Origin of the sequence: Caldicellulosiruptor changbaiensis (assembly GCF_003999255.1) — a bacterium.
GTDB lineage: Bacteria > Bacillota > Thermoanaerobacteria > Caldicellulosiruptorales > Caldicellulosiruptoraceae > Caldicellulosiruptor > Caldicellulosiruptor changbaiensis.
The window spans coordinates 250,178-270,533 of record NZ_CP034791.1 but is presented as its reverse complement, the minus strand read 5'-3'; the positions used below and the strand labels follow the sequence as shown (position 1 = coordinate 270,533).

Annotated in this window: 24 protein-coding genes and 1 riboswitch; of the genes, 5 read left to right on the top strand and 19 right to left on the bottom strand. The window is 36.2% G+C overall.

Features of this window, described 5'->3' with window-relative positions:
* The 3 genes from ELD05_RS01235 to ELD05_RS01225 form a co-directional block, all read right to left on the bottom strand.
* Entirely contained in the window at window positions 1-783 is a 783-nt protein-coding gene (locus ELD05_RS01235) for a YhfC family intramembrane metalloprotease (RefSeq protein WP_127351045.1), read from the bottom strand.
* A gap of 95 nt (window positions 784-878) precedes the next feature.
* Window positions 879-3,080, bottom strand: a complete 2,202-nt coding sequence (locus ELD05_RS01230; protein WP_127351044.1) for a hypothetical protein — start codon at window positions 3,078-3,080, stop codon at window positions 879-881.
* A 31-nt stretch (window positions 3,081-3,111) separates the two neighbouring features.
* Entirely contained in the window at window positions 3,112-5,256 is a 2,145-nt protein-coding gene (locus ELD05_RS01225) for an efflux RND transporter permease subunit (RefSeq protein WP_127351043.1), read from the bottom strand.
* Window positions 5,257-5,394: 138 nt separating this feature from the next.
* Here ELD05_RS01225 and ELD05_RS01220 point away from each other — a divergent pair, with 138 nt between their 5' ends.
* Both ELD05_RS01220 and ELD05_RS01215 read left to right on the top strand, forming a co-directional pair.
* Window positions 5,395-5,766: a CBS domain-containing protein gene (locus tag ELD05_RS01220; RefSeq protein ID WP_127351042.1), complete on the top strand. Its 372-nt coding sequence runs from the start codon at window positions 5,395-5,397 to the stop codon at window positions 5,764-5,766.
* A gap of 64 nt (window positions 5,767-5,830) precedes the next feature.
* Entirely contained in the window at window positions 5,831-6,598 is a 768-nt protein-coding gene (locus ELD05_RS01215; protein WP_127351041.1) for a tRNA (adenine-N1)-methyltransferase, read from the top strand.
* Between the two features lie 81 nt (window positions 6,599-6,679).
* On the opposite strand, the gene ELD05_RS01210 is transcribed toward ELD05_RS01215, so the two are convergent.
* The 8 genes from ELD05_RS01210 to ELD05_RS01170 all read right to left on the bottom strand — a co-directional run bounded on the left by ELD05_RS01210 (window position 6,680) and on the right by ELD05_RS01170 (window position 12,480).
* Window positions 6,680-7,708: an Rpn family recombination-promoting nuclease/putative transposase gene (locus ELD05_RS01210; RefSeq protein WP_127351040.1), complete on the bottom strand. Its 1,029-nt coding sequence runs from the start codon at window positions 7,706-7,708 to the stop codon at window positions 6,680-6,682.
* A gap of 347 nt (window positions 7,709-8,055) precedes the next feature.
* Window positions 8,056-8,400 carry a hypothetical protein gene (locus ELD05_RS01200; RefSeq protein ID WP_127351039.1) on the bottom strand — a complete coding sequence of 115 codons (345 nt, stop codon included), beginning with the start codon at window positions 8,398-8,400 and terminating at the stop codon, window positions 8,056-8,058.
* A gap of 7 nt (window positions 8,401-8,407) precedes the next feature.
* Window positions 8,408-8,878, bottom strand: a complete 471-nt coding sequence (locus tag ELD05_RS01195) for an SPOCS domain-containing protein (protein ID WP_127351038.1) — start codon at window positions 8,876-8,878, stop codon at window positions 8,408-8,410.
* Between the two features lie 75 nt (window positions 8,879-8,953).
* Window positions 8,954-9,475 carry a DUF3794 domain-containing protein gene (locus ELD05_RS01190; protein ID WP_127351037.1) on the bottom strand — a complete coding sequence of 174 codons (522 nt, stop codon included), beginning with the start codon at window positions 9,473-9,475 and terminating at the stop codon, window positions 8,954-8,956.
* Between the two features lie 31 nt (window positions 9,476-9,506).
* Complete coding sequence (locus ELD05_RS01185) at window positions 9,507-10,031, bottom strand: DUF3794 domain-containing protein (RefSeq protein ID WP_127351036.1); 525 nt, start codon at window positions 10,029-10,031, stop codon at window positions 9,507-9,509.
* 202 nt (window positions 10,032-10,233) lie between these two features.
* Window positions 10,234-11,460, bottom strand: a complete 1,227-nt coding sequence (gene eam, locus ELD05_RS01180) for a glutamate 2,3-aminomutase (RefSeq protein ID WP_127351035.1) — start codon at window positions 11,458-11,460, stop codon at window positions 10,234-10,236.
* A 150-nt stretch (window positions 11,461-11,610) separates the two neighbouring features.
* A riboswitch (cyclic di-AMP (ydaO/yuaA leader) is annotated at window positions 11,611-11,762 on the bottom strand.
* A gap of 26 nt (window positions 11,763-11,788) precedes the next feature.
* Entirely contained in the window at window positions 11,789-12,235 is a 447-nt protein-coding gene (locus ELD05_RS01175) for a type II toxin-antitoxin system VapC family toxin (protein WP_127351034.1), read from the bottom strand.
* On the bottom strand, window positions 12,211-12,480 hold the full coding sequence (locus ELD05_RS01170) for a hypothetical protein (protein ID WP_127351033.1): 270 nt from the start codon (window positions 12,478-12,480) through the stop codon (window positions 12,211-12,213). Before ELD05_RS01170 ends, ELD05_RS01175 begins: the two co-directional genes overlap by 25 nt.
* A gap of 233 nt (window positions 12,481-12,713) precedes the next feature.
* On the opposite strand from ELD05_RS01170, the gene mntA reads away from it, so the two are divergent.
* Genes mntA through ELD05_RS01155 form a run of 3 tightly spaced genes read left to right on the top strand, consistent with a single transcriptional unit; the run spans window position 12,714 to window position 14,377 of the window.
* The gene (gene mntA, locus ELD05_RS01165) at window positions 12,714-13,124 is read left to right on the top strand and encodes a type VII toxin-antitoxin system MntA family adenylyltransferase antitoxin (RefSeq protein WP_127351032.1); all 411 of its coding nucleotides are present in this window, start codon (window positions 12,714-12,716) and stop codon (window positions 13,122-13,124) included.
* 15 nt (window positions 13,125-13,139) lie between these two features.
* Window positions 13,140-13,238 (top strand): HepT-like ribonuclease domain-containing protein, encoded by a 99-nt coding sequence (locus ELD05_RS14240; RefSeq protein ID WP_307720918.1) that lies wholly within the window; start codon window positions 13,140-13,142, stop codon window positions 13,236-13,238.
* A gap of 59 nt (window positions 13,239-13,297) precedes the next feature.
* Entirely contained in the window at window positions 13,298-14,377 is a 1,080-nt protein-coding gene (locus ELD05_RS01155; protein WP_127351031.1) for a DUF1646 family protein, read from the top strand.
* Window positions 14,378-14,427: 50 nt separating this feature from the next.
* On the opposite strand, the gene ELD05_RS01150 is transcribed toward ELD05_RS01155, so the two are convergent.
* From ELD05_RS01150 to ELD05_RS01115, 8 genes are all read right to left on the bottom strand, one after another.
* Complete coding sequence (locus ELD05_RS01150; protein ID WP_127351030.1) at window positions 14,428-14,637, bottom strand: heavy-metal-associated domain-containing protein; 210 nt, start codon at window positions 14,635-14,637, stop codon at window positions 14,428-14,430.
* Between the two features lie 105 nt (window positions 14,638-14,742).
* Complete coding sequence (locus ELD05_RS01145; RefSeq protein ID WP_127351029.1) at window positions 14,743-14,952, bottom strand: heavy-metal-associated domain-containing protein; 210 nt, start codon at window positions 14,950-14,952, stop codon at window positions 14,743-14,745.
* Window positions 14,953-14,980: 28 nt separating this feature from the next.
* Window positions 14,981-17,440: a heavy metal translocating P-type ATPase gene (locus ELD05_RS01140; protein WP_127351028.1), complete on the bottom strand. Its 2,460-nt coding sequence runs from the start codon at window positions 17,438-17,440 to the stop codon at window positions 14,981-14,983.
* 110 nt (window positions 17,441-17,550) lie between these two features.
* Entirely contained in the window at window positions 17,551-17,970 is a 420-nt protein-coding gene (locus tag ELD05_RS01135; RefSeq protein ID WP_039767432.1) for a DUF134 domain-containing protein, read from the bottom strand.
* Window positions 17,971-18,132: 162 nt separating this feature from the next.
* Window positions 18,133-18,519 (bottom strand): NifB/NifX family molybdenum-iron cluster-binding protein, encoded by a 387-nt coding sequence (locus ELD05_RS01130; RefSeq protein WP_127351027.1) that lies wholly within the window; start codon window positions 18,517-18,519, stop codon window positions 18,133-18,135.
* The gene (locus ELD05_RS01125) at window positions 18,516-18,926 is read right to left on the bottom strand and encodes a hypothetical protein (RefSeq protein ID WP_241243552.1); all 411 of its coding nucleotides are present in this window, start codon (window positions 18,924-18,926) and stop codon (window positions 18,516-18,518) included. Before ELD05_RS01125 ends, ELD05_RS01130 begins: the two co-directional genes overlap by 4 nt.
* A gap of 168 nt (window positions 18,927-19,094) precedes the next feature.
* Window positions 19,095-19,331, bottom strand: coding sequence for a hypothetical protein (locus tag ELD05_RS01120; protein WP_127352901.1), 237 nt, complete (start codon window positions 19,329-19,331; stop codon window positions 19,095-19,097).
* Between the two features lie 207 nt (window positions 19,332-19,538).
* Window positions 19,539-20,327 (bottom strand): Mrp/NBP35 family ATP-binding protein, encoded by a 789-nt coding sequence (locus tag ELD05_RS01115; protein WP_127351026.1) that lies wholly within the window; start codon window positions 20,325-20,327, stop codon window positions 19,539-19,541.
* Window positions 20,328-20,356 lie beyond the last annotated feature (29 nt).

The following is a 20,356-nucleotide window of genomic DNA, read 5'->3' as shown; positions in this document are numbered from 1 at the left end:
TTAGCTTTCTTGTATTCTATGAATGTCTTTCCACTTTATGATGTAGACCAAGCTCAAGACAGCCCAAAGCATTACTACAAACTCAATAGCAAATATATTAACTTTCAATAATGACATGTATGCAACAGGTGCATCAATGATTGTGTGAAGCAATATCGCCAGCACGAGATAATAAAGCTTTCCTTTCTTAACAGCCACCAGAACCAAAAGTGAAAGAGCAATCTGAACTGCCATTGTAAACACTCTTTCAAACCCGGCAAGAAGGAATGTAGAAGTTGGTGTATTTATCAGTGCATTTTTTATAGTATCGATTACCTCAGGTGCAACTTTGCCTTTTAGAAGCGTATCTAAACTGCCAGAGTTAATTAAGAATGAATATATAATGTTATTTATATAGCTCATACCAACAAGCAAGATTGATTCAATTCCACCATGTCCAACACCATAAGCAAGACCGTTTTGATAGTTTAGCCTATCTTTTAAAAACCCTCTAAAACCAATGTATCTTCCAACCTCTTCAAAAATCCCAGCTGTCAGACCCAAAAAGAGAGAGTATACAATGTAATGCTTGGAAAATTCTACAAAGTAACTTTGTTTTGATAAGATCTGAAGTATCGGAATTCTCAGAACAACCTGAGAAACGAAAAATATTAATGCTCCTATTAAAATTGATTTTAAAACTCCTGAGTACTTTTTTAAAACAATCACAGCCAGCACAACAGGCAAGCCCACTGAAAGAAGAAGTGTAATACACATAAATATGATTTTGAGATTAGATACCAAAACAAAGCACCTCTTTCTAAGTTATATGCGTTATATATATTATATAACACATAGGTTTTAATTGTCAAACAAAATAAAAAAAGAGGGCTTTTGCCTCAGTCTACCTGAATGTGCAAAAGCCCCAAAAGCCATTTCCAAAAGCTTTTCTTTTCATGGGTTTGTGTATTTGCTGTTTTTACCTCTTTTGAAACCTGTTTTTCCTCCTTCGCTTTTATCTCATCTGTCTTTAAAACAAATTTTACCTCACCATCAAGTTCATCCGAAATACCAGAAAATGTCTTATAACTCTGAGAAAATTCTTTCAGTTCATTCAAAGTATCTTTTATATCATCAAGTTTCCCCAATGCCTCATCTGTTTTTGAATAGAGCTCTTTTATACCTTTATTGTGGAACTTTCGGTAGCTGTCGCTAAGAACCAGTGTTCCATCTTCAAGTTCTTTCGAGCCTTCCAAAAGCTTCTCTGAAGCTGAATAAACCATTTTCATATTCTCATCAAACTTTACCATTCCACCAGAAAGTTGTTTTGCACCATCTTTTAGCTTTCCTGTACCAGAGACAAACTGAGCTGTTGCCTTGTCAAGTTTTTCTGTCCCATCACAAAACGCTTTTGTACCGCTTACCAGCTGATCCTTTGAGGCCAAAAGTTTTCTTGTTCCTTCATCCAAAACTTTTTTGCTGTCTTTTAGCTTTGCTGCTGACTGATCTAAAACTTTTTGATTTTGCACAATCAAATCAGACGAACTTGCAATTTTAGCCTGTGCATCTTTTAATTGCAGCAAAGCTGTGCTTAAGTTTTCTTGCCCTTGAGACATCTTTTTCACATTCTCAAGAATCTGTGAAAGACCACTTACCATTGCCTGTTTTGAATCAATCAAACCCTTTATAGCCTGCCTTTGTTTGTCAATTCCTGCTATGACATTTGTAACTACGTCTTTGACAAGAGGAATACTCTCTAATTTTTGCAAGCCAGAAATAACTGTATCAAATCCATTATAAACAATGTTTAAAACCTCAAGCTCTTTTTTGGTCCCTTCAAGAACATTTTGAATTGCATCCTGCAGCCTCTTTGATCCAGCCTCCAAATCTTTCTGTGAAGAAGTAGCCAAATCAAGCCCAGAAGATACCTTCTTTACTGCATCAAAAAGTTCTTTGTTCTTTACAAACAAGGTCTGGTATCCATCTATTATCTTAATTGCACCGTCAGAAAACTGTGAAGTTCCATATGTGTACTCATAAACCCCATTTCCAAATTCTGTAACACCTTTGTAAAGCTTCTGTGAGTTTTTATTTAGCTCACTTGTCCCTGCTCTAAGCTGCTTTGAAGAGTTATAGAGTTTTTCAGCCCCATCTTCAAGACTCTTTACCCCTTTGTAAAGTTCACTTGATGCGTTTGACAAAAGTTTTAGACCATTTGTGAACTCTTCAAAATTTAGAGTAAACTCCTTTTCGCCATTGGACAGTTTTACAGCACCTTCAAGGATTTTTTCACTTGATGTGTAAAGTGTATTAATTGCTTTTTGTAAGCTGTCAACCGAATCAATCTTTTTTACATCTTTTATATCAAGCAGCTTATTTGTCGCAACCATATAGATTGGAGAAAGCTCAAAATGCTTACAATCAGCAGTAATTTCTATATACTTTGGAACATCTACAATCTCACTTTCGCCGTCCAATCCAAGGCTCTCCAAAAGACCAGGGAATAGTACCGAAACCACAGCTTGTGTATTTCCTTCTGTTATGACCTCACCAGCATTTGTCTTGACATTCTCGAATTTATCAAGTGGAAGATTCACAACCGCCGCAAAGGTCAAAGGTAGATAAATTGTTCTGTTTTTCCCATTTATTTTCACAATCTTTTGTTCTTTATTTGCAACCTCTATTTTTATCTTTACCTTTCCAGACTTGCCTGCTAAATCTTGGGGTTTTATCTCTTTTCCATCTAAGTAGTATTTGATTGAAACCTCAAAAGGAAGCTCTTTTGAAATGGTGCCCTGATAGAACAAATCATTGGAATTTAACTTCCAGGTGACATACTCACCATTTTTTTGAGGACTTTCATCGCCTTTTAGATTTACTATATTCTCAAGCTCTGATTTGTCTTTTATTGTGGCATTTGGGGTATCTGAGTGTATCCAGTCAGTTACTATCTGGCTTTTTACTCTGCCGCCAGCGTCCAAAATGACATATACTGTCTCTTTTTTGACAGCTGCATTAGCAAAAGCAGTAATGTTTGTGAACAAAAACACCACCGCAAGGCTGAGAGAAATTAGTTTTAAAAAGCCTCTATTTCTCATCATTGTACTTCACTCTCCCTCCTCTTCTCTACACTTACAACGTTTCATATTCTTCTGATGGCTTTACAGAAGCTTCTTTTGATCTCCAACCAAAAGTTGTTTTGGCAATTGCACCCTCAAAAAGAAGTAACAATGATGGCAGAACAAACAATATAACTATCATGCTTATAACTGCACCTCGTGAGAGCATCTCACACAGGCTTCTTATCATATCAATCTTTGCAATGAGTGCTACAGCCAATGTAGAAAATGCAAATGCCAGCGCACTTGTTACAACAGAGCGTGAAGATGTTTTTACAGCTATTTTTATAGCTTCAAATCTATCATGACCTTTTTGAATTTCTTCTCTAAATCTTGTTGTCATCAAGATTGCATAGTTAATAGCAGAACCAAGCTGGATTGTGCCAAGTACAATTGATGCAATAAACGGTACTGTTACATTTGTGTAATACGGAATTGCTAAATTTATAAATATCGCAAGCTCAATCGCCAAAACCAAAATTATTGGAATTGAGATTGATTTAAATGTTATGAGTATTATCATAAATATCGCCAAAATAGAGACAAAATCAACTCTTTTCAGGTCTGTGTCTGCCATCTCAACAAGGTCTTTTGTCAATACACCTTCGCCTGTAACATATGAACGTTTAGAATATTTTTTGACTATTTGCTGTATTCTTTCTATCTGGGCATTTTCCTCATCTGTTGCTGATTTGTAAATGGAGTTTATCATTATGAGCTTGAAATTTCCTTTTTCAAAGTTCTCCTTGACAGACGATGGTATAAACTCATCTGGAATAGCCGGTCCCAAGATATCGTCAAATGCCAATACCTTTTCAACACCTTTGACCCTTTTTATTTCTTCACACATGTTTTTAATCTGATACTTTGGCACTGACCTGTCAACTAAAACCATATGAGTTGTTGTCATGTTGTACTCTTTTTTAAGAAGGTCGGTTGCCTGCACAGATTTCATTGTCTTTGGCAAAGAATCTATGAGGTTGTAATATTCTTTGATGTTCACTCTGCCATAAATAGCTGGTATAAATGCAAGCAAAAATACAACAAAAAGCACTACATGGTATTTTGTTACAAACTCTGCTGTTTTAGAGAATGTCGGAAGGATATTTTTTAGTCTAAATTTGTGGATTGCCCTGTCAAATGTTAGAATCAAGGCAGGCAAAATCGTTACAGTTCCAATAACACCGAGGAATACTCCTTTTGCCATAACTATACCAATGTCTGCACCAATTCTTAGTCTCATCACACAGAGTGCCAAGAACCCTGCAATTGCAGTTGCAGCACTTGACAAGATTGCAACAAGAGTCTTTGAAATAGCCTCTGCCATTGCCTCTTCTCTTGATTCAAACCTCTTTCTTTCCTCATCGTATCTGTGCATCAAAAATATTGAAAAGTCCATTGTAACACCAAGCTGCAACACTGCAGCAAGTGATTTTGTAATGTATGATATCTCCCCTAAGAATTTGTTTGTACCCAAGTTGTATATGATGGCCATCCCGATGCTTGTCAAAAACAGGATAGGTACAATAGGTGATTCCATTGTCAACAATAGAAGGATGAATATAAATATTACAGCAACAAGTACATACAAAGGAGTTTCTCTGTCCGACAAATCCCTTGTATCTTTTATAATTGCTGACATACCACTTAAAAAGCACTGAGCTGTGGCAATTTTCCTTATCTTTGATATTGCATTTTGAGTTTCAAGTGATGATGCTGAGTTTTTAAACTGAATAAGCAGAAGGGTTGAGTCTTTGCTATAAAACGTGTTTTTCAAAATATCCGGTAGCATCTCTTTTGGAATTGTTGGGTCTAAAAAATCGTCAATCCATATGACCTTTTCAACCCCATCAACATGCGAGATTTTACTCTTGAGCCTTTGAATACTTGATATGTTCATATCTCCTTTTACAATGAGCATTGAAAGTGCAGCTTGCTTAAATTCCTTATCCAAGATATCCTGCCCTTTTACTGACTCTAAATCCTTTGGAAGGTATGTGAGAATGTCATAATTGACCTTTGTGGTAACAAACCCATAGATTGATGGAATCAAAAGCAAAATTGCAATTGCTAAAACAAGCTTTCTGTGCTTTGCAACAAAAAGCCCAAACTTGTGCACAGCCACATCATCTCCATTTCGATTTTGACTAATAGTCATGATTTATATTATAAACAAAATTGACTAACAGTCAATACATTAAATAAATTTTTGGTGTTGTAAAAACTTTTGGGTATATAATAAATAGCAAGAGAAAAATTTTTTAAGAAAAATAACATTTGTTCTGGAGGAGATAAAATGCTCTCAAACATTATTAACCAAGATTTTATAAAGCTTTTTCCAGCAGATACAGTAAAGCATGCTTTAGAACAAATGCAAAAAAGAAAGAAAAGCGTTGCGGTTGTTGTAGATGAAAATGACTTTCTGAAAGGAATTATAGTAAAAGCTGATATATACAGGTTCTTAAGTCAGCCTGGGCACTTTGAAACATATTCTGTTGAGCTTGCAATGACAAAGGCGGTAATTACTGCTGATAAAAACGATGATATAAAACATGTTGCAAAGCTTTTGCGTGAAAATGACATCTCAGCTGTACCTGTTTTAGACAATGGAAAAGTAATAGGGCTTGTAGGGCTTGAGGATATAGTTGATTACTTTATAAAAATGTAGTATTAAATATTCAAGTAAATTTTTAAAAATTGCAAAAAATCTGTTGTGAAAAGGGGGCTAACAATTGCACCAGGGATTTGAAACAAAAAGGGTTATAATTGGCCCAGATGGCTTTAAAAAAGTAGTTGACATAACTGTCCCAAAGAGAGTAAATTTGCCAACAGGACATATAGACTCTACTTCTTTAGCGCAAATACCACCAGGCGGCAGTTTTGTGGCAAACGATGTTGAGTATTATGTGTTCCCTTGTGATACATTTGACTATGTTATGCATTATCTAAAGCGCCATACCCAGATTGTCTACCCGAAAGATGGGGCATACATACTCATGCGCCTTGATATAAGCCCTGGAAAAAGAGTTGGTGAAGCAGGTACCGGCTCTGGAGCTTTCACTTTATATCTTTCAATGGCTGTAGGAAACGAAGGAAAAGTATATACTTACGAGCAAAGAGAGGAGTTTTATAAACTGGCAGAAAAGAACATTAAGGGCTTTTCAAAATTTGACAATGTCGTGACGCATAACAAATCAATCCTCGATGGAATAGAAGAAAGAGATTTGGATGCATTTTTCTTGGACATAAGAGAACCAGAAGAAGCTATACCTGAAATCAGAAAAGCATTAAAGCCTGCAGGGCACTTAGGAATACTTGTACCTACAACAAATCAGGTTGCTGAAACCCTGAAGGCTTTAGAAGAGCATAAGTTTTATGTATCTGAAGTTGTTGAGATTTTAGCTCGCCAATACAAGCCCGTGCCAGAAAGGCTCAGACCTGATGACAGGATGATAGGCCATACTGCTTATATGATCTTTGGAAGGAAAATTGGTGAGTAAAAACAAAGGGTTGGACAGTTTTTTCTGCCCAGCCCTTTTGTTTTTTAAAGAAAATTTCTTTGGACAAAGCGAAAAAATCATTTAATTATTATGCTTTGCGCGCAGCTCCTTTATCTTTTCAATATCAAGCCCTGTTATCTCATGAATTTCTTCATCTGAATATCCTTTTACTATCATCTTTTCTGCTATCTCAAGCTCCTTTTTCTGCAGCCCTTGTTGAAGCCCTTGTTGCAGTCCTTGTTGCAACCCTTGTTGCAGTCCTTGTTGCAACCCTTGTTGCAGTCCATCCTGAATTCCTTTTTGAATTCCTTCGTGATACCACTCTTCTCTTATTTTTCTCAAATTTTGAAAAAGTGGCATTATACCTTCACCTCCTGTTATATATTCCAAAATATCTCTTGCTTCTTGTATCTTCTCTTCACCTAATTCCTTCAATGCAGCTGGCAAACATATCTTTAGGGTATTAATCTCCTTTTCTTTTGCACCTTGTAGATATTCATTTAAATCTAAAAACAATCTTTCTAACTCCTCACATGTTCTCACCTTATTCAATTTTAATATTAAACTTAAAACATCTTTATATTTGAACACCATCTCTTCAGGATTATTTAAATCAATCAGTATGTATTCAAAATCTACTATATACTTTCCAAACATCTCAAAATTCATTATTCTCTCTTTCAAATTTACACTCGCTGTCCAAGGATTATCACCATCGTATAAAACTATTGGCACAACTGGTGGAAATTTGAAACTTTTATTTTTAAATTGATTTTTATCAAACTGCTTGAGCCAATCTCTCCAAATGTCGGTTATATAAAATAACAATCTCATAGCCATATTATAATCAACTGTAGATTGGTGTTCAAACAAAATATAGAAAAAAACCTCTTCTTCTTGCAATCTTGCCTTGTACAAAAGATCACTTTCCTGTTCGGAAAAATCTGGCAATACATAATTTTTGTCCACCAGTTCAAGGTTTTCTTCTGTTAGTTCCTTGAATATCTTTATCTTGTCAATCCTCTTCAAAAGTCTTAAAAATAGGCTTTTGTTTGAAAATATATATTTGTATTCAAGATCATTTACATTGTGAGGTAAATTATTACACATTAGATTCTCCTACATGAAGTGTTTTATAATAATTATACCATGAATTATCTGAAAAGAAAACTAAATACACTAAAAAAGCAGGGCAATAACGATATTTTCTAGTAAATCTTTACAACATCATAAACGAACTTGCACGAATTGGCTGTGCAATCATCTTCATCTCCTCTGAATTTTCAGAGCTAATTGGCATGTGCGATAGGATTTTGGTTTTGAGAGAAGGCAAAAAAGTTCATGAGTTTTCAAAGAAGGAAATGGATTATGATAGAATTTTAAAAAGTGCAATGGGAATTTTAGAAAGCAAATAACAAAAAATCTTGATGGTATAACACCACCAAGATTAAAACTTTTCACTCTTCATTGTCATATTGCGGCATAGCATGGTAAGGATGAGGTTTTTCTTTCTTTATAGTAGCCTTAAACTCTCTTATCATATCAAGCTTTTTGATTATGATATTTTGCTTTTGAATGAGCTTTTCTAAAATCTCTGCAACAAGCTTTTGAAGACTAAGTAGCTGTGAAAAATCCTCAGCTTTTGGAAGATCATGGCTCGCAACAACTCTTTTTATCTTCTCAGCCTCAGCGTTCATAAGATTTGCAATAGCCATTTCTTCTTTTGCAATAGACTCTAAAATCGCATTTATAATTTCATCCCTTGGCTTTCTGACAAACTCTGGACCACTCAAAGCTATCATCACTTCCTTACTTTACAGACTTGCACTTGGCGGTTATCAACACTAAAAAGCATCCTTTGATTCTCCTTTTGGCTACTGCCTCAAGATCAGCCCACTCAATATACATCTTAACATCGCAGCAGCCACAAAAGCTTTTGTGAATTTCTTCCAAGCATTTGATGTTTATAAAAGCATCAACATCGTGGCACAAATGTACATTGTGAACAGATTGCTGTGGATTTGCAGCTGTGTACATCACATTTAAGTTTATTGTACCTGTAACAACTATTTTGTCACCAAGCGGCCCGCAGATTAGCTTGCACTTTTTTCTTGTAATTTGCATCACTACCGATGAAAAATCTTCTATCTCTGGCTTTGACTCTGGAATTTCAAACTCTGCCTTTGTTAGTACTTGTTTATAAACGTGTGTCTTTTTTACATCGTCATACTCATGTGGCTCAATTATCCCTAAGTATGCACAACCTTTTTGTATTTCCATCTTTTCCTATAGACCTTTTTAACATTGTTCTAATGTTGATTTTATGGCAACTTCTCCTATTTTATGATACTAAATTTAGCCAAGTACAGATGATAGTGCAGCATTTAATGTCGCCCAGATGAAAAGGACTGTGCATTTTTCAATTGTTCTTGGGTCAAGAAGTGATACTGTCACATCTTCAATCAGCACGTTGGGTTTCCCAACCAGAACATCGTTTAAAGTGATACCCAATGTCTGCAGAAGCTGTAATGTGTTTGTGCCAGCAGGAAGATTAAGTGGCACTTCAATGAATGTGCAAAATGGCTCGACATACAAAACTGAGTGAACTGACTGCTCTGGGACATTGGCTGTGTATATGATCTTTTGTTTGAGCTCACCATCAACAACAATTTTCAGTCCAACAGGTGTAGGAATTACTCTTGAGTCTGTCACCTTTGCTTCAATCAAAACTGTATTTATTTGCTCAACATCAGGTTTTTCCTGAGGAATTGTGAGTTTTTCTTCTACAATATATTCTGTGTTAGGATTTGTCGGAAGTAAAGTTGGAAAGCTTGACGCATCTGCAATTCCGATTATGTCAACAAAATTTCTAAGCATTCTTTCTCACACCTCCATAAAATCAATTGTTCTAAGCTGGCAAGTAGGTTGCCAATAGCGCATTTACTCTTACCCATGCAAAAAGTATTGTACATTTTTTTGCTTTTCTTGTGTCAATCTGGGATATAGAAAAGTCTTCTATAATGATATTAGGTGGTGCGCTGACTACATCATCTAAGGTAATTCCAAGGGTTTGTAAAATGTTTAGCACATTCTGACCAGATGGAATATTGAGTGGTATATCTATAAAGTTGCAAAAGCCTGTTATAAACATTGCTGAGTGAATAGACTGTGTTGGCTCATTTGCAACATATGTTATCTTTTGCTTAAGTTCACCTTCGATAATTACTTTTAGCCCGGTTGGAGTTGCAATTGCATAGTAGTTTTTTATACTTGCCTCTACCATAACAGAGACAATTTGCTCCATCTCAGGCTTTTCTGCAGGTATTGTAACTTGTTCCTCTACCTCAAACTGGTTGTATCTGTCAAGAGTTGTAAGTGTGGGAAACTCAGATACATTTGCAACCCCTTCAATACTGATAAAGTTTTTGAGCATCAAACCATCATCTCCGTTTTTATTGTGTTTACATAAGTATAATATGAAATGGAGCAAAAATGTGTGATAGGAATTTTTAGAAAGAAAGATGTGAGAGGATAAGATTAAAATGATTCCTCAAGATCTCGTTGCAAATAACAAAAACAATATAAAAGAGCAACCACAAAATTGCGGTTGCTCAAGACAATAACTTAAATTAGGCTTATTGCCCATTATCCACCTCAAAAACCTCACCTTCCCAATTTCTAAACACAACCTTATCTTTACCAAAGTACAGAAGATAATTTGGCATGATTGGAGTTTTTCCTTTGCCCTTTGGTGCATTTATGATGTATGTGGGAACTGCCATGCCTGAGGTTCTTCCTCTGAGGCTCTCAATAATCTCCATACCCTCTTCAATTGTCACCCAAAAGTGGGATGTTCCTTTTACTCTTTTTGGATGAAAGATATAGTATGGCTTTACCCTGATTTTTAAAAGTTCTTGATTGAGCTTTCTTACAATGTATTTGTGGTTATTGACTCCATTTAGCAGTACCATCTGGTTGCCAAGTGGTACCCCAGCGTCTGAGAGCATCTCGCAAGCTCTTTTTGAGTCTTTTGTTATTTCACGTGGGTGGTTAAAGTGGGTGTTTATATAAATAGGGTGATACTTTTTTAGCATATCAACAAGTTCTTTTGTAATCCTTTGTGGCAAAGTCACAGGTGCTCGTGTGCCAATTCTGATTATCTCAACATGACGTATTTGCCTTAGCGACCTTAAAATCCACTCTAAAATCTCATCAGAAAGCATCAGGGCATCTCCGCCTGTGATGAGTACATCTCTGATATTTGGATTTTGTGCCACATATTCAATTGCATCCGTAATGTCATCCAGCGATGCGTGTGTATCAGTCTCACCGATAAGTCTTCTCCTCTGGCAAAACCTGCAAAACATCCCACATATATTTGTAACCTTTATTATCAGCCTGTCTGGATAGCGCTGTGTAATAATCTTTGTAGGGGATGTGTGCTCTTCGTCCATTGGGTCAAGCTCGCCCTTTTCTACCAGCTCTAAACTGCTTGGAACAGATTGTCTTTTTATTGGGCAGTTTGGGTCATTTGGGTCAATTAGTGACAAATAATAAGGTGAGATTGCAAAGCGATAAATCTTACCCACTTGCTCTATTTGCTGTGCTTCTTTTTCATCAAGGTTTAGAAGAACTTTTAATATTTTTGCTGAGGCAATTCTATTTTTCAGCTGCCATTTATAATTTTCCCAGTCATTTTCACCGGCACCAAAGTAAGAAAGTATCTTTTTCTTTTGATATTCAATTTTCTCCTCATCCTCTATACCAGTTTTGATTGTGTCTTTGACATCTAAGTAGTCTTGAATTGCTTCTTTTAGCTTTTCAAACCTCTCCTTGTTGTTAACAACATCTAACCTTTCCATTTGCTAGATACCTCCTTTCAAAATTTAACGCCCAGGTATTTTACAAAAATAAAAGCAGCCAAACTCCATAACCTCGGAATTTGGCTGCTTTGAAATCAAAGGCAAAAGAACGCCTTCTCTTGCAGCTATTAAAAGGCGTAAAACCCATTTTGCCTCCCCTTTCAAAGCTTCCGAGGTTAGCTGACGGGTTCGGGCCGAAAGGGTTAGCCCTACAGAAGCTTTTGGCTTCTGATTCACCCCAAGAAAAATTGGGTCCCCCGTATCCCAGTCCTTTTCCCCTGGGAATTCAGCTTTTCAAAAGGAGTCTTCTAATATTTGATTTTTTAATTTATATTAACTCGTTTAAGATAATAACTTCGATTTCTTTAATATTTTTTAATTTTATGTCGTTTGTAATAAAAATATCTGCCCTTTCTAATATTGCGGTAGCAAGAAATATTGCATCTGGTGTTCTGATCTTATATCTTGCTCGTATTTCTGCACATTTTTCTAATACCATATAATCAATTTCTCTTAAGGTTAAATTTGGGAAAAAACTAACTAATGCTTTATATTTTTTAGCAAGCGTGAAATTGCCCATTTCAAAAGGTTTTACCAACAATTCTGCAATCACTAATGAAGAGGTTACTGCATGGACCTCGCCATGTTCAATTTTTTCAAATATATATTTTGCCAACTCAGCATATTTAGGATTTTTCTCTACTAAATAAATAAACAAATTAGTATCAATCGCAATGCAATTACATTTATCTAAAAGTTGCTGAAGTTTTCCCATGAGTTTCTCTCCTGATTTATATACTCTTCAGCATTAATATCTCCCCAAATTTTTGAACCAATCTTAATTAACTCCTCAGTAAATGATTCTGGTTTTTTGAAAATGATGGCTTCTTTTTTTTCCTCATCATATGCTAATATAACATCATCACCTAATAATTTTCTTATTTCTTCAAATATCTCTCTTTGAATTCTAAGTAAAACATACTGCGATTCTGAATCATAGTTAATATCTATTTTCTCCACAATTTTTCACCTCATAGTAGAAAGCTCTCTACTATTAACAACTTTACTTAATTTTTGTTTGTTTATATTATACCACATTTTAAATCGAAAAAACAAGGAGATGTGACAATTGAGAAAGTGTGAAGAGTTCGTAGAGAAATTTTTAAATTCAAAATCGCCCTGTCAAATCTTGCAACGCATAATTTTTTCATGGTATTATTAAGCTAAGAATTTTTATATGGAGCCGAACTGATATGTTGAATGTAGATAATAAACTTCCTGAGCTTATTAATTTTTTTAAAGCACGTGATGATATAGTAGCTGTTTGGATAGTAGGTTCGTATGGTACAAAACATCAAACAGAAAATAGCGATATTGACCTTGCGATTTTATTTTCTAAAGAAATCAGCTTTTTTGATGAACTGGATTTAGAAGTGCAGATATCTGACATTCTTCAAACAGACAAAGTGGACATTATAAACCTTAACAAAGCACCGCTAACCTTACAGTTTAAAACCATCAGTGAAGGAAAAGAAATAATTAAAAAAGACCCCATCAAAGTAGCAGATTTTGAGGAGATTGTTCTGGATTTGTATCAAGATCATGAGTACTTTTACAGGAAATTCTATGAAGAATTAAAGGAGAGAAATCATCATGACACTTAATATAGATGAAATAGAATTGTTCATTTGTATTTTGAGGTTGATAATTTAGCCTTGTATGACATACTTCAAAGCAATCTAAGTGACTTTGATAAATTTATAGATGAAATTACTTAAAAGCTCATGTAATAAAATGGAGCGCTATTAAAAATTGTTTAAAGGAGGATCTATTTATTGTGGTTGACATATTGCTGATAATAATCCTGTTGCTTGTCTTTATATTACCTTTCATTTTTCGCAAGATTGAGCACAATTTGGAGCTATTTTTGCTTATCATGGGCTTGATTACAACTGTGGTTTCTAAAACTTTATCATTTCACCTTCTGGGACATGTATTTAGCAATTATCTTCTTTATCTTGTTACCGCAGTTGTTCTTGTTATGGGTTTTGTGTTTAACCTCACTGTCAGCAAACTTAAAACTGCAATAAACTCCATTTTGAGCAAGATAAAAATAGAGCTCTTCGTGGCCCTTGTGATTTTATTTCTTGGGCTTATATCAAGTATCATCACTGCAATTGTTGCAACATTGATACTGGTTGAAATCATTCACTTGCTGCCACTGAAACACCAAACAAAGGTTAAGGTAGCAATAATAGGCTGCTTTTCTATAGGATTTGGTGCAGCATTAACTCCCGTTGGAGAGCCACTTTCAACAATTGTTGTAAGTTCATTGAACGCTGAATTTTTGTATATACTTAAAAATCTTGGAACGTATATAGTACCAACAATAATCATCTTATCACTTTTAAGCTACTTTATCTTGTTGTATGAAAGAAAAAGAGGGTGTATTCTGCCAACTTATGAAGAGCTTCTGACAGAAGAAGAGGATATCGTGAAAGCTGAAGAAAGAGCTATTCTAGCTGCTGAAGCGAAGAAAGATGTAGTACTGCGTGCTGGCAAAATTTTTATGTTCATAGTCGCATTGGAACTATTGGGCAGTGGTTTTAAACCTTTTATCGATAAGTACGTTGTAAAACTGGGAGATAAACTTCTGTTCTGGATAAACATCATCTCAGCAGCTCTCGACAATGCAACCATAGCAGCTGCTGAGATCACACCAAGCCTTTCAACTGGTCAAGTAAAAGCAATACTGCTCAGCCTTCTTGCAAGTGGTGGTATTTTAATTCAAGGCAACATTCCAAACATAATTGCGGCAAATAAACTTGAAATAAAGAGCAAGGAATGGGTAAAGCTGGGGCTCCCACTGGGACTAATTTTCCTTCTTGCATTCTACCTACTTCTTTTTGTAGTTTAAATGGAAAAAGAAATAGTTTAAAAAACTTAGAGGCTGGTAATATCCAGCCTCTATTCTATTCTTACAACCTCATACCCTGCATCATCAATTGCTCGAACAAACTCGTCGTCCTTCACATCTTTGTGAAGTTCAACAGCAGCAACCTTTTCTTTCAAATCCACTTTAACAGAATGAACGCCATCTAAGGATTTTAAAGTGTTCTCAACTATTTTGGCACAGTGTTCACTTTCCATTCCCTTGATATAAATCTTTTTTGTCATCTCAAAACAACTCCTTTCACATCAAACTTTTTCTTTTTTTTTGATAACTCTTCACAGTTGCAACCAAAGTGGTTAGCTCAAAATGCTAATTAGCTTGCCAACTTTTTACTCAATCTTTACTACTTTATAGCCTGCATCATCCACAGCAGCAACAAACTTCTCATCTTCGATGGGGTGGTGAAGTTCAACAACTGCATACTTTTCTGCCAGGTTTACACTTGCTGACATTACCCCATGAAGTCCCTTGAGTGCATTCTCAACAGCTTTCGCACAGTGGTTACATGTCATCCCTTCAATATAAATCTTTTTTGTCATGTAAAATCCTCCTCTCAAAATAAATTTTTTATTTTGCAGGTCTATATCTTCGCAAACGCAGAGCGTTTGTGACAACCGACACAGATGAGAACGCCATTGCCAAAGCTGCTATCACCGGGTTCAAAAGCGGACCGCCAAATATGTGCAAAACTCCAGCAGCAATTGGAATACCAGCAGTGTTGTAGAAAAATGCCCAGAAGAGATTCTGTTTTATGTTCCTTATTGCTTTATTGCTAAGGTCAATAGCTGTCACCACATCCATTATGTCGCTCTTCATTAGCACAACATCAGCAGACTCTATTGCAACATCTGTTCCAGACCCAATTGCAATTCCAACGTCAGCCTGAGTCAATGCTGGAGCATCATTGATTCCATCGCCAACCATTACAACCTTTTTCCCTTCTGTCTGGAGCTTTTTCACTTCCTCAGCTTTATTTTGAGGCAAAACTTCAGCAATAACTTTATCTATGCCAACCTGTTTTGCTATTGCCAGAGCAGTTTGTCTGTTGTCACCTGTTAACATAACAGTGTTAATGCCCATCTTATGCAAAATCTCTATTGCTTTTTTACTTGTAGGTTTGATAACATCAGCAACAGCAATTATTCCAGCAAATTTGCCATCAATTGCAATGAACATAGCAGTCTTTCCTTCTTGTGACAATCTCTGAACCTCGTCTGTCAACCAAATGCTTACGTTTCTCTGTTCCATCAACCTCTTATTGCCAAGTAAGATATTTTTGCCATCCACTGTAGCTTCAATTCCAAACCCTGGAATAGCCTCAAACTCTTGTGCATCAACAAGGTCTGAGTTCTTTTCTTTCGCATAGTTTACTATTGCCTCAGCCAGAGGATGTTCTGATGTTTTTTCTGCCGAGGCAGCAAGTCTTAGGACTTCTAATTCATCAAATCCTTCGGCAGTTATGATGTCTGTAACTTTTGGTTTTCCTTCGGTGATTGTCCCTGTCTTGTCGAAAACAATAGTATCAATTTTATGCAATGTCTCAAGCGCTTCACCACTTTTGAACAGGACTCCAAATTCAGCACCCTTACCTGTTGCAACCATTACTGCAGTCGGTGTTGCTAACCCCAGTGCGCACGGGCACGCAATGATGAGCACAGTTATAAATACTTTCAAGGCAAAGCTACCGGGTTTGCCCCATACATACCAAAGCGTTCCCGAGATTATTGCGATTGCTATGACCGCAGGGACAAAATAGCCAGAAATAATGTCTGCAAGTCGTGCAATTGGTGGTTTTGAAGCTTGCGCTTCTTCTATTAGCTTTATTATCTGCGACAACACAGTATCTTTACCAACTTTTGTTGCTCTGACTTTTATAGTACCGTTTTTGTTGATTGTGCCACCATATACAGGGCTTCCAACCGTTTTTTCAACTGGAATGCTTTCACCGGTTAGCATTGACTCATCAACAGAAGTTCTTCCGTCTATTACCTCACCATCAGTTGGAATTTTCTCACCAGGTTTTATTATCAAAATATCTCCAACTTCTATCTCTTCAATTGGAATAACCGTTTCCTGACCGTCGCGCAAAATAGTTGCTGTTTTTGGAGCAAGTCCCATCAGTTTTTTGATTGCGTCAGATGCTCTTCCTTTTGAAACCACCTCAAAGTATCTGCCAAGAAGAATAAGTGTAATTATTACTCCTGCTGTCTCAAAATACGACTCTTCAACAAAGCTTGTATCACCAGCAGCGATTTTAAACATTCCATAGATTCCATATATATATGCTGCAGCAGTACCAATAGCAATCAACGAATCCATATTAGGGTGGCGTTGTATAAGCCTACTAAACCCCACTGTGTAAAACCGTATACCTGCTATAAAGATTGGTATTGACAGTATCAATTGGATAAAAACAAAGTTGAAAGGATTTTTATCAGGGTCAATTATCTGAGGGAGGGGCAAACCGATAATATTGCCCATCGCAATATACAGTACTGGTACAGCAAAAATAGCCGAAATTACAAATCTCTTGAACCAGTATTGCTCTTCAAGTTTCTTGCGATCTGCTTGGCTTTCTGCAGCAGTAGTTTCTTCTACCTCAAGCGGAGTATAACCTGCTTTTTTGATTGCTTCTTTAATCTCTGAAAGCCTTACTTTGGAAGGATCATAAACAACTCTTGCTTTTTCTGTTGCAAAATTAACACTCACTTCTTTAATGCCCGGCAACTTCGAGATAGATTTTCCAATAGCCCTTGCGCATGATGCACATGACATACCACCAATGGGTATTATAACATCTTTTGTTGTCTCATCTGGAACGTCTTTTACATCATAACCTGCCTTCTTCACAGCTTCTTTTATCTTTTCCAGGTTAGTTTTGGTTTCATCATACTCTACAACAAGCTTTTCTGTGGCGAAATTTACAGAGGCTGAGCTTACACCTTCCACTTTGCTTACACTCTTTTCAATAGCTCTTGCACATGAAGCACAACTCATGCCCATAACATCTAATATTTTTCTTTCCACTTTATTTCATCCCCCTTTTGGCATATGCCATTTTCAATTATATTATATACTCCACTATTCCTATATGTCAAGTGGGAATTAAAAATAAATAAAAAAATTTTCATCATCAATTATCTTCTTCCATGTCCAAAGCAATAGCATCTTCCTCTGCCTCTTGTGCAACCTATGTCTTTCGAATGGCACTCTGGACATTCATGGTAATCTGAGTCAAAGACTTTTCCACAGTTTAGGCATATATATGAACACTTTCCATATACATAATTCCCGCCTTCTATCCTTATAGCCTTGCCATGGACAAGCGCATCTGCAATCTTTTTCCTTGCCTCTTCTAAAATGAGTTGAAATGTCTGACGCGAGACTTGCATCTTCTGCGCACACTCTTCCTGCATCAACCCTTCCAGATCTTTTAGCCTGATTGCCTCTAATTCTTCTACTTTCAATGTTACTTCATCACTGGTCCCTTGAGCAGGAGAAAAATACTTAAATTTTGGTAAAAACTCAACTCTTCGGCACCTAATTGGTCTTGGCAAAACTCAGGCCCCCTTTTTTTGGTCTAACCTTTGCTTGAAATTTTTGCGACAACTTAAATTCTCTCTTTATATAGTTTATTATACCACTATATTTCATTTTTTTAACGCAAAATAGTTTGTCAAGTATGCATTGTTGACTAACATATCTTAGGAAAAATGGTATCAAGAAGGCGTGTTGTGACCATGCCTGTGATGATGCAACCCCTCTTCATGGTCATGAATCTCTCTTGCAAGCATTTCATCTGATTTTATCTCACCTTTCAATAGCTTTTCAACTGCTTCATCTGGAGAGCCTAAAACACCGATGAAATACCTAATGCCAAGACTATCAAATATATATCTTGCTCTCTCGCCCATTGACCCTGCAATTACAACATCTGCTCCTTTTTGTTTTATAAACTTTGCAAAAAGCCCAGCCCTGTGCTCTGGCATGTTAAAATATTCTTTTGCTACAATAGCACCATCTTCAATTGTATAAACGCAAACTTTCTCGCTCCCACCAAAGTGAGGGCTTATTTTGTCACCTATTAGCATAACTGCTATTTTCATGATTTATCTCCTCCTTTTTTTAAACTCAATGGATTTGAACTTTTGGACAGCAAGCAACTTTTGCAAACTCCGTGAAATTCGTACAATACAAATTTTGAATCAAAATCATACAGTTTTTTTATCTCTCTTTTAATCTTCTCAAGCGTTGTGTTGCCCAGCTTTAGCCAAAATCTCTGATTACATATATCACATACAAAGATGGTTAAATTCAAGATCTTATTGGACCTGTCACCGATATAGGCAATGTATTTATCATTGGCTACATCAAATGCTACTATCAACCCTTTTTTCTCTAATCTGGTTATACCTCTATAGATAGTGCTCAAACTTGCAAAGCTTATTAGTTTTTTAACCAAGTCTTCTTTTTTCGCAATGTTGCCATTTTCTTTTAAATTGTCAAGTATCATTTCACATATTTGATTATTTCTTAAAAGCCTCTTTTTATACACCACCATATCATTTCACCATATTCTGAAACTGAAACTCATTCATTTTCAATCTACACCTGAAAAGCTATTTAGGGGGGCACGAGAATTTACCTTTTTGAAAGCCCCCCTTCAAAGCAATTTTAGCTTTTACTCTTGTTTTTGTTCTTTTGAAAGAAGCTTGTCAATTAGTTTTAACCTTTGCTCTAAAACCTGCTTTTCATACTCCAAAGCTTCTTTAGCAAAAGGAACTTCACTTGAGCCTGTCAAATATAGCCATTTGCAAATTCCAAGGCCTCTGCCAAAACCAAAACCGCCGCCAAAAACTCTGCCACAGCCTCTTCCAAAACCTCTGCCTGCCCACGCAGGTCCAAAACCCCAAGGCATCATTTTTCACCTCCAAAACCATTTTTATTTTTATTATTGGCATATGCTAATTATAATTATACTATGTTTTTGGCATATGTCAATAACTTTTTTGAAAAAATTTTACCCTTGTTTTTTCACAAGGGCACTAAGCAGCCAAGATAACTTCGCTATATTTAAAAATTCCCAAAGTTCTTTTAAACCACAAAAGCCACCTAAAAACCTTTTCTATTCTTCTGCAATCTCTTTCTTTAAAACCTCTATGCAAGAATCCAGGTACAAATTCCTTGCCTTTTCAATTTCACCTTCATCACAAAGTTTAGTAAGTTCTGGGTCTATTGGAACCTTGCCTAAAATTTTTAAATCTAACTGCTGGGCTATGCTTTCCAGCTTGCTTTTGCCAAAGATATCAATCTCTTTTCCACAATGAGGACATATTGCATAGCTCATATTCTCCACAATTCCTACAATTGGTATATCCATCTGTTTTGCCATGTTATAGGCTTTTTTGACTATTAAAGATACAAGGTCTTGAGGAGATGTTACAATTATTATTCCATCAATTGGAATTGATTGAAAAACTGTAAGAACAACATCCCCCGTACCAGGTGGCATGTCAATAAGAAGATAGTCCAAAACACCCCAGCCAACCTCCGTCCAAAACTGCTCTATTGTTTTTGCAATGAGTGGTCCTCTCCAAATAACAGGAGCGTCTTCTTTATTCAAAAGTAGATTCATTGACATTATTCTTATATCATTATGTGTTCTCACAGGATAAATTGCTTTAGAGTCAGAATCAATCTTTGCCCCGGTTACACCAAAAATCTTTGGAATGGAAGGGCCTGTGATGTCAGCATCAAGCACCCCTACACCAAACCCTTCTCTTCTTAAACCTACTGCTAAAAGAGATGTAACAAGGCTTTTTCCAACCCCGCCTTTGCCGCTGACAATGGCGTAAATTTTTTTAACATCAGTAAATTCATTTTTGGGAATCGGGTGCATTACATTTTCTCTCAACTCAAATCTCTCCCTATATCATAAAGTTT

Bases quoted from the DNA above. Each gene is read 5' to 3' on its own strand.
- ELD05_RS01230 (WP_127351044.1), bottom strand. From the start codon at position 3,080: ATGATGAGAAATAGAGGCTTTTTAAAACTAATTTCTCTCAGCCTTGCG.
- ELD05_RS01225 (WP_127351043.1), bottom strand. From the start codon at position 5,256: ATGACTATTAGTCAAAATCGAAATGGAGATGATGTGGCTGTGCACAAG.
- ELD05_RS01220 (WP_127351042.1), top strand. From the start codon at position 5,395: ATGCTCTCAAACATTATTAACCAAGATTTTATAAAGCTTTTTCCAGCA.
- ELD05_RS01210 (WP_127351040.1), bottom strand. From the start codon at position 7,708: ATGTGTAATAATTTACCTCACAATGTAAATGATCTTGAATACAAATAT.
- ELD05_RS01200 (WP_127351039.1), bottom strand. From the start codon at position 8,400: ATGATAGCTTTGAGTGGTCCAGAGTTTGTCAGAAAGCCAAGGGATGAA.
- ELD05_RS01195 (WP_127351038.1), bottom strand. From the start codon at position 8,878: ATGGAAATACAAAAAGGTTGTGCATACTTAGGGATAATTGAGCCACAT.
- ELD05_RS01190 (WP_127351037.1), bottom strand. From the start codon at position 9,475: ATGCTTAGAAATTTTGTTGACATAATCGGAATTGCAGATGCGTCAAGC.
- ELD05_RS01185 (WP_127351036.1), bottom strand. From the start codon at position 10,031: ATGCTCAAAAACTTTATCAGTATTGAAGGGGTTGCAAATGTATCTGAG.
- eam (WP_127351035.1), bottom strand. From the start codon at position 11,460: ATGGAAAGGTTAGATGTTGTTAACAACAAGGAGAGGTTTGAAAAGCTA.
- ELD05_RS01175 (WP_127351034.1), bottom strand. From the start codon at position 12,235: ATGGGAAAACTTCAGCAACTTTTAGATAAATGTAATTGCATTGCGATT.
- mntA (WP_127351032.1), top strand. From the start codon at position 12,714: ATGTTGAATGTAGATAATAAACTTCCTGAGCTTATTAATTTTTTTAAA.
- ELD05_RS01150 (WP_127351030.1), bottom strand. From the start codon at position 14,637: ATGACAAAAAAGATTTATATCAAGGGAATGGAAAGTGAACACTGTGCC.
- ELD05_RS01145 (WP_127351029.1), bottom strand. From the start codon at position 14,952: ATGACAAAAAAGATTTATATTGAAGGGATGACATGTAACCACTGTGCG.
- ELD05_RS01130 (WP_127351027.1), bottom strand. From the start codon at position 18,519: ATGAAAATAGCAGTTATGCTAATAGGTGACAAAATAAGCCCTCACTTT.
- ELD05_RS01125 (WP_241243552.1), bottom strand. From the start codon at position 18,926: ATGATACTTGACAATTTAAAAGAAAATGGCAACATTGCGAAAAAAGAA.
- ELD05_RS01120 (WP_127352901.1), bottom strand. From the start codon at position 19,331: ATGCCTTGGGGTTTTGGACCTGCGTGGGCAGGCAGAGGTTTTGGAAGA.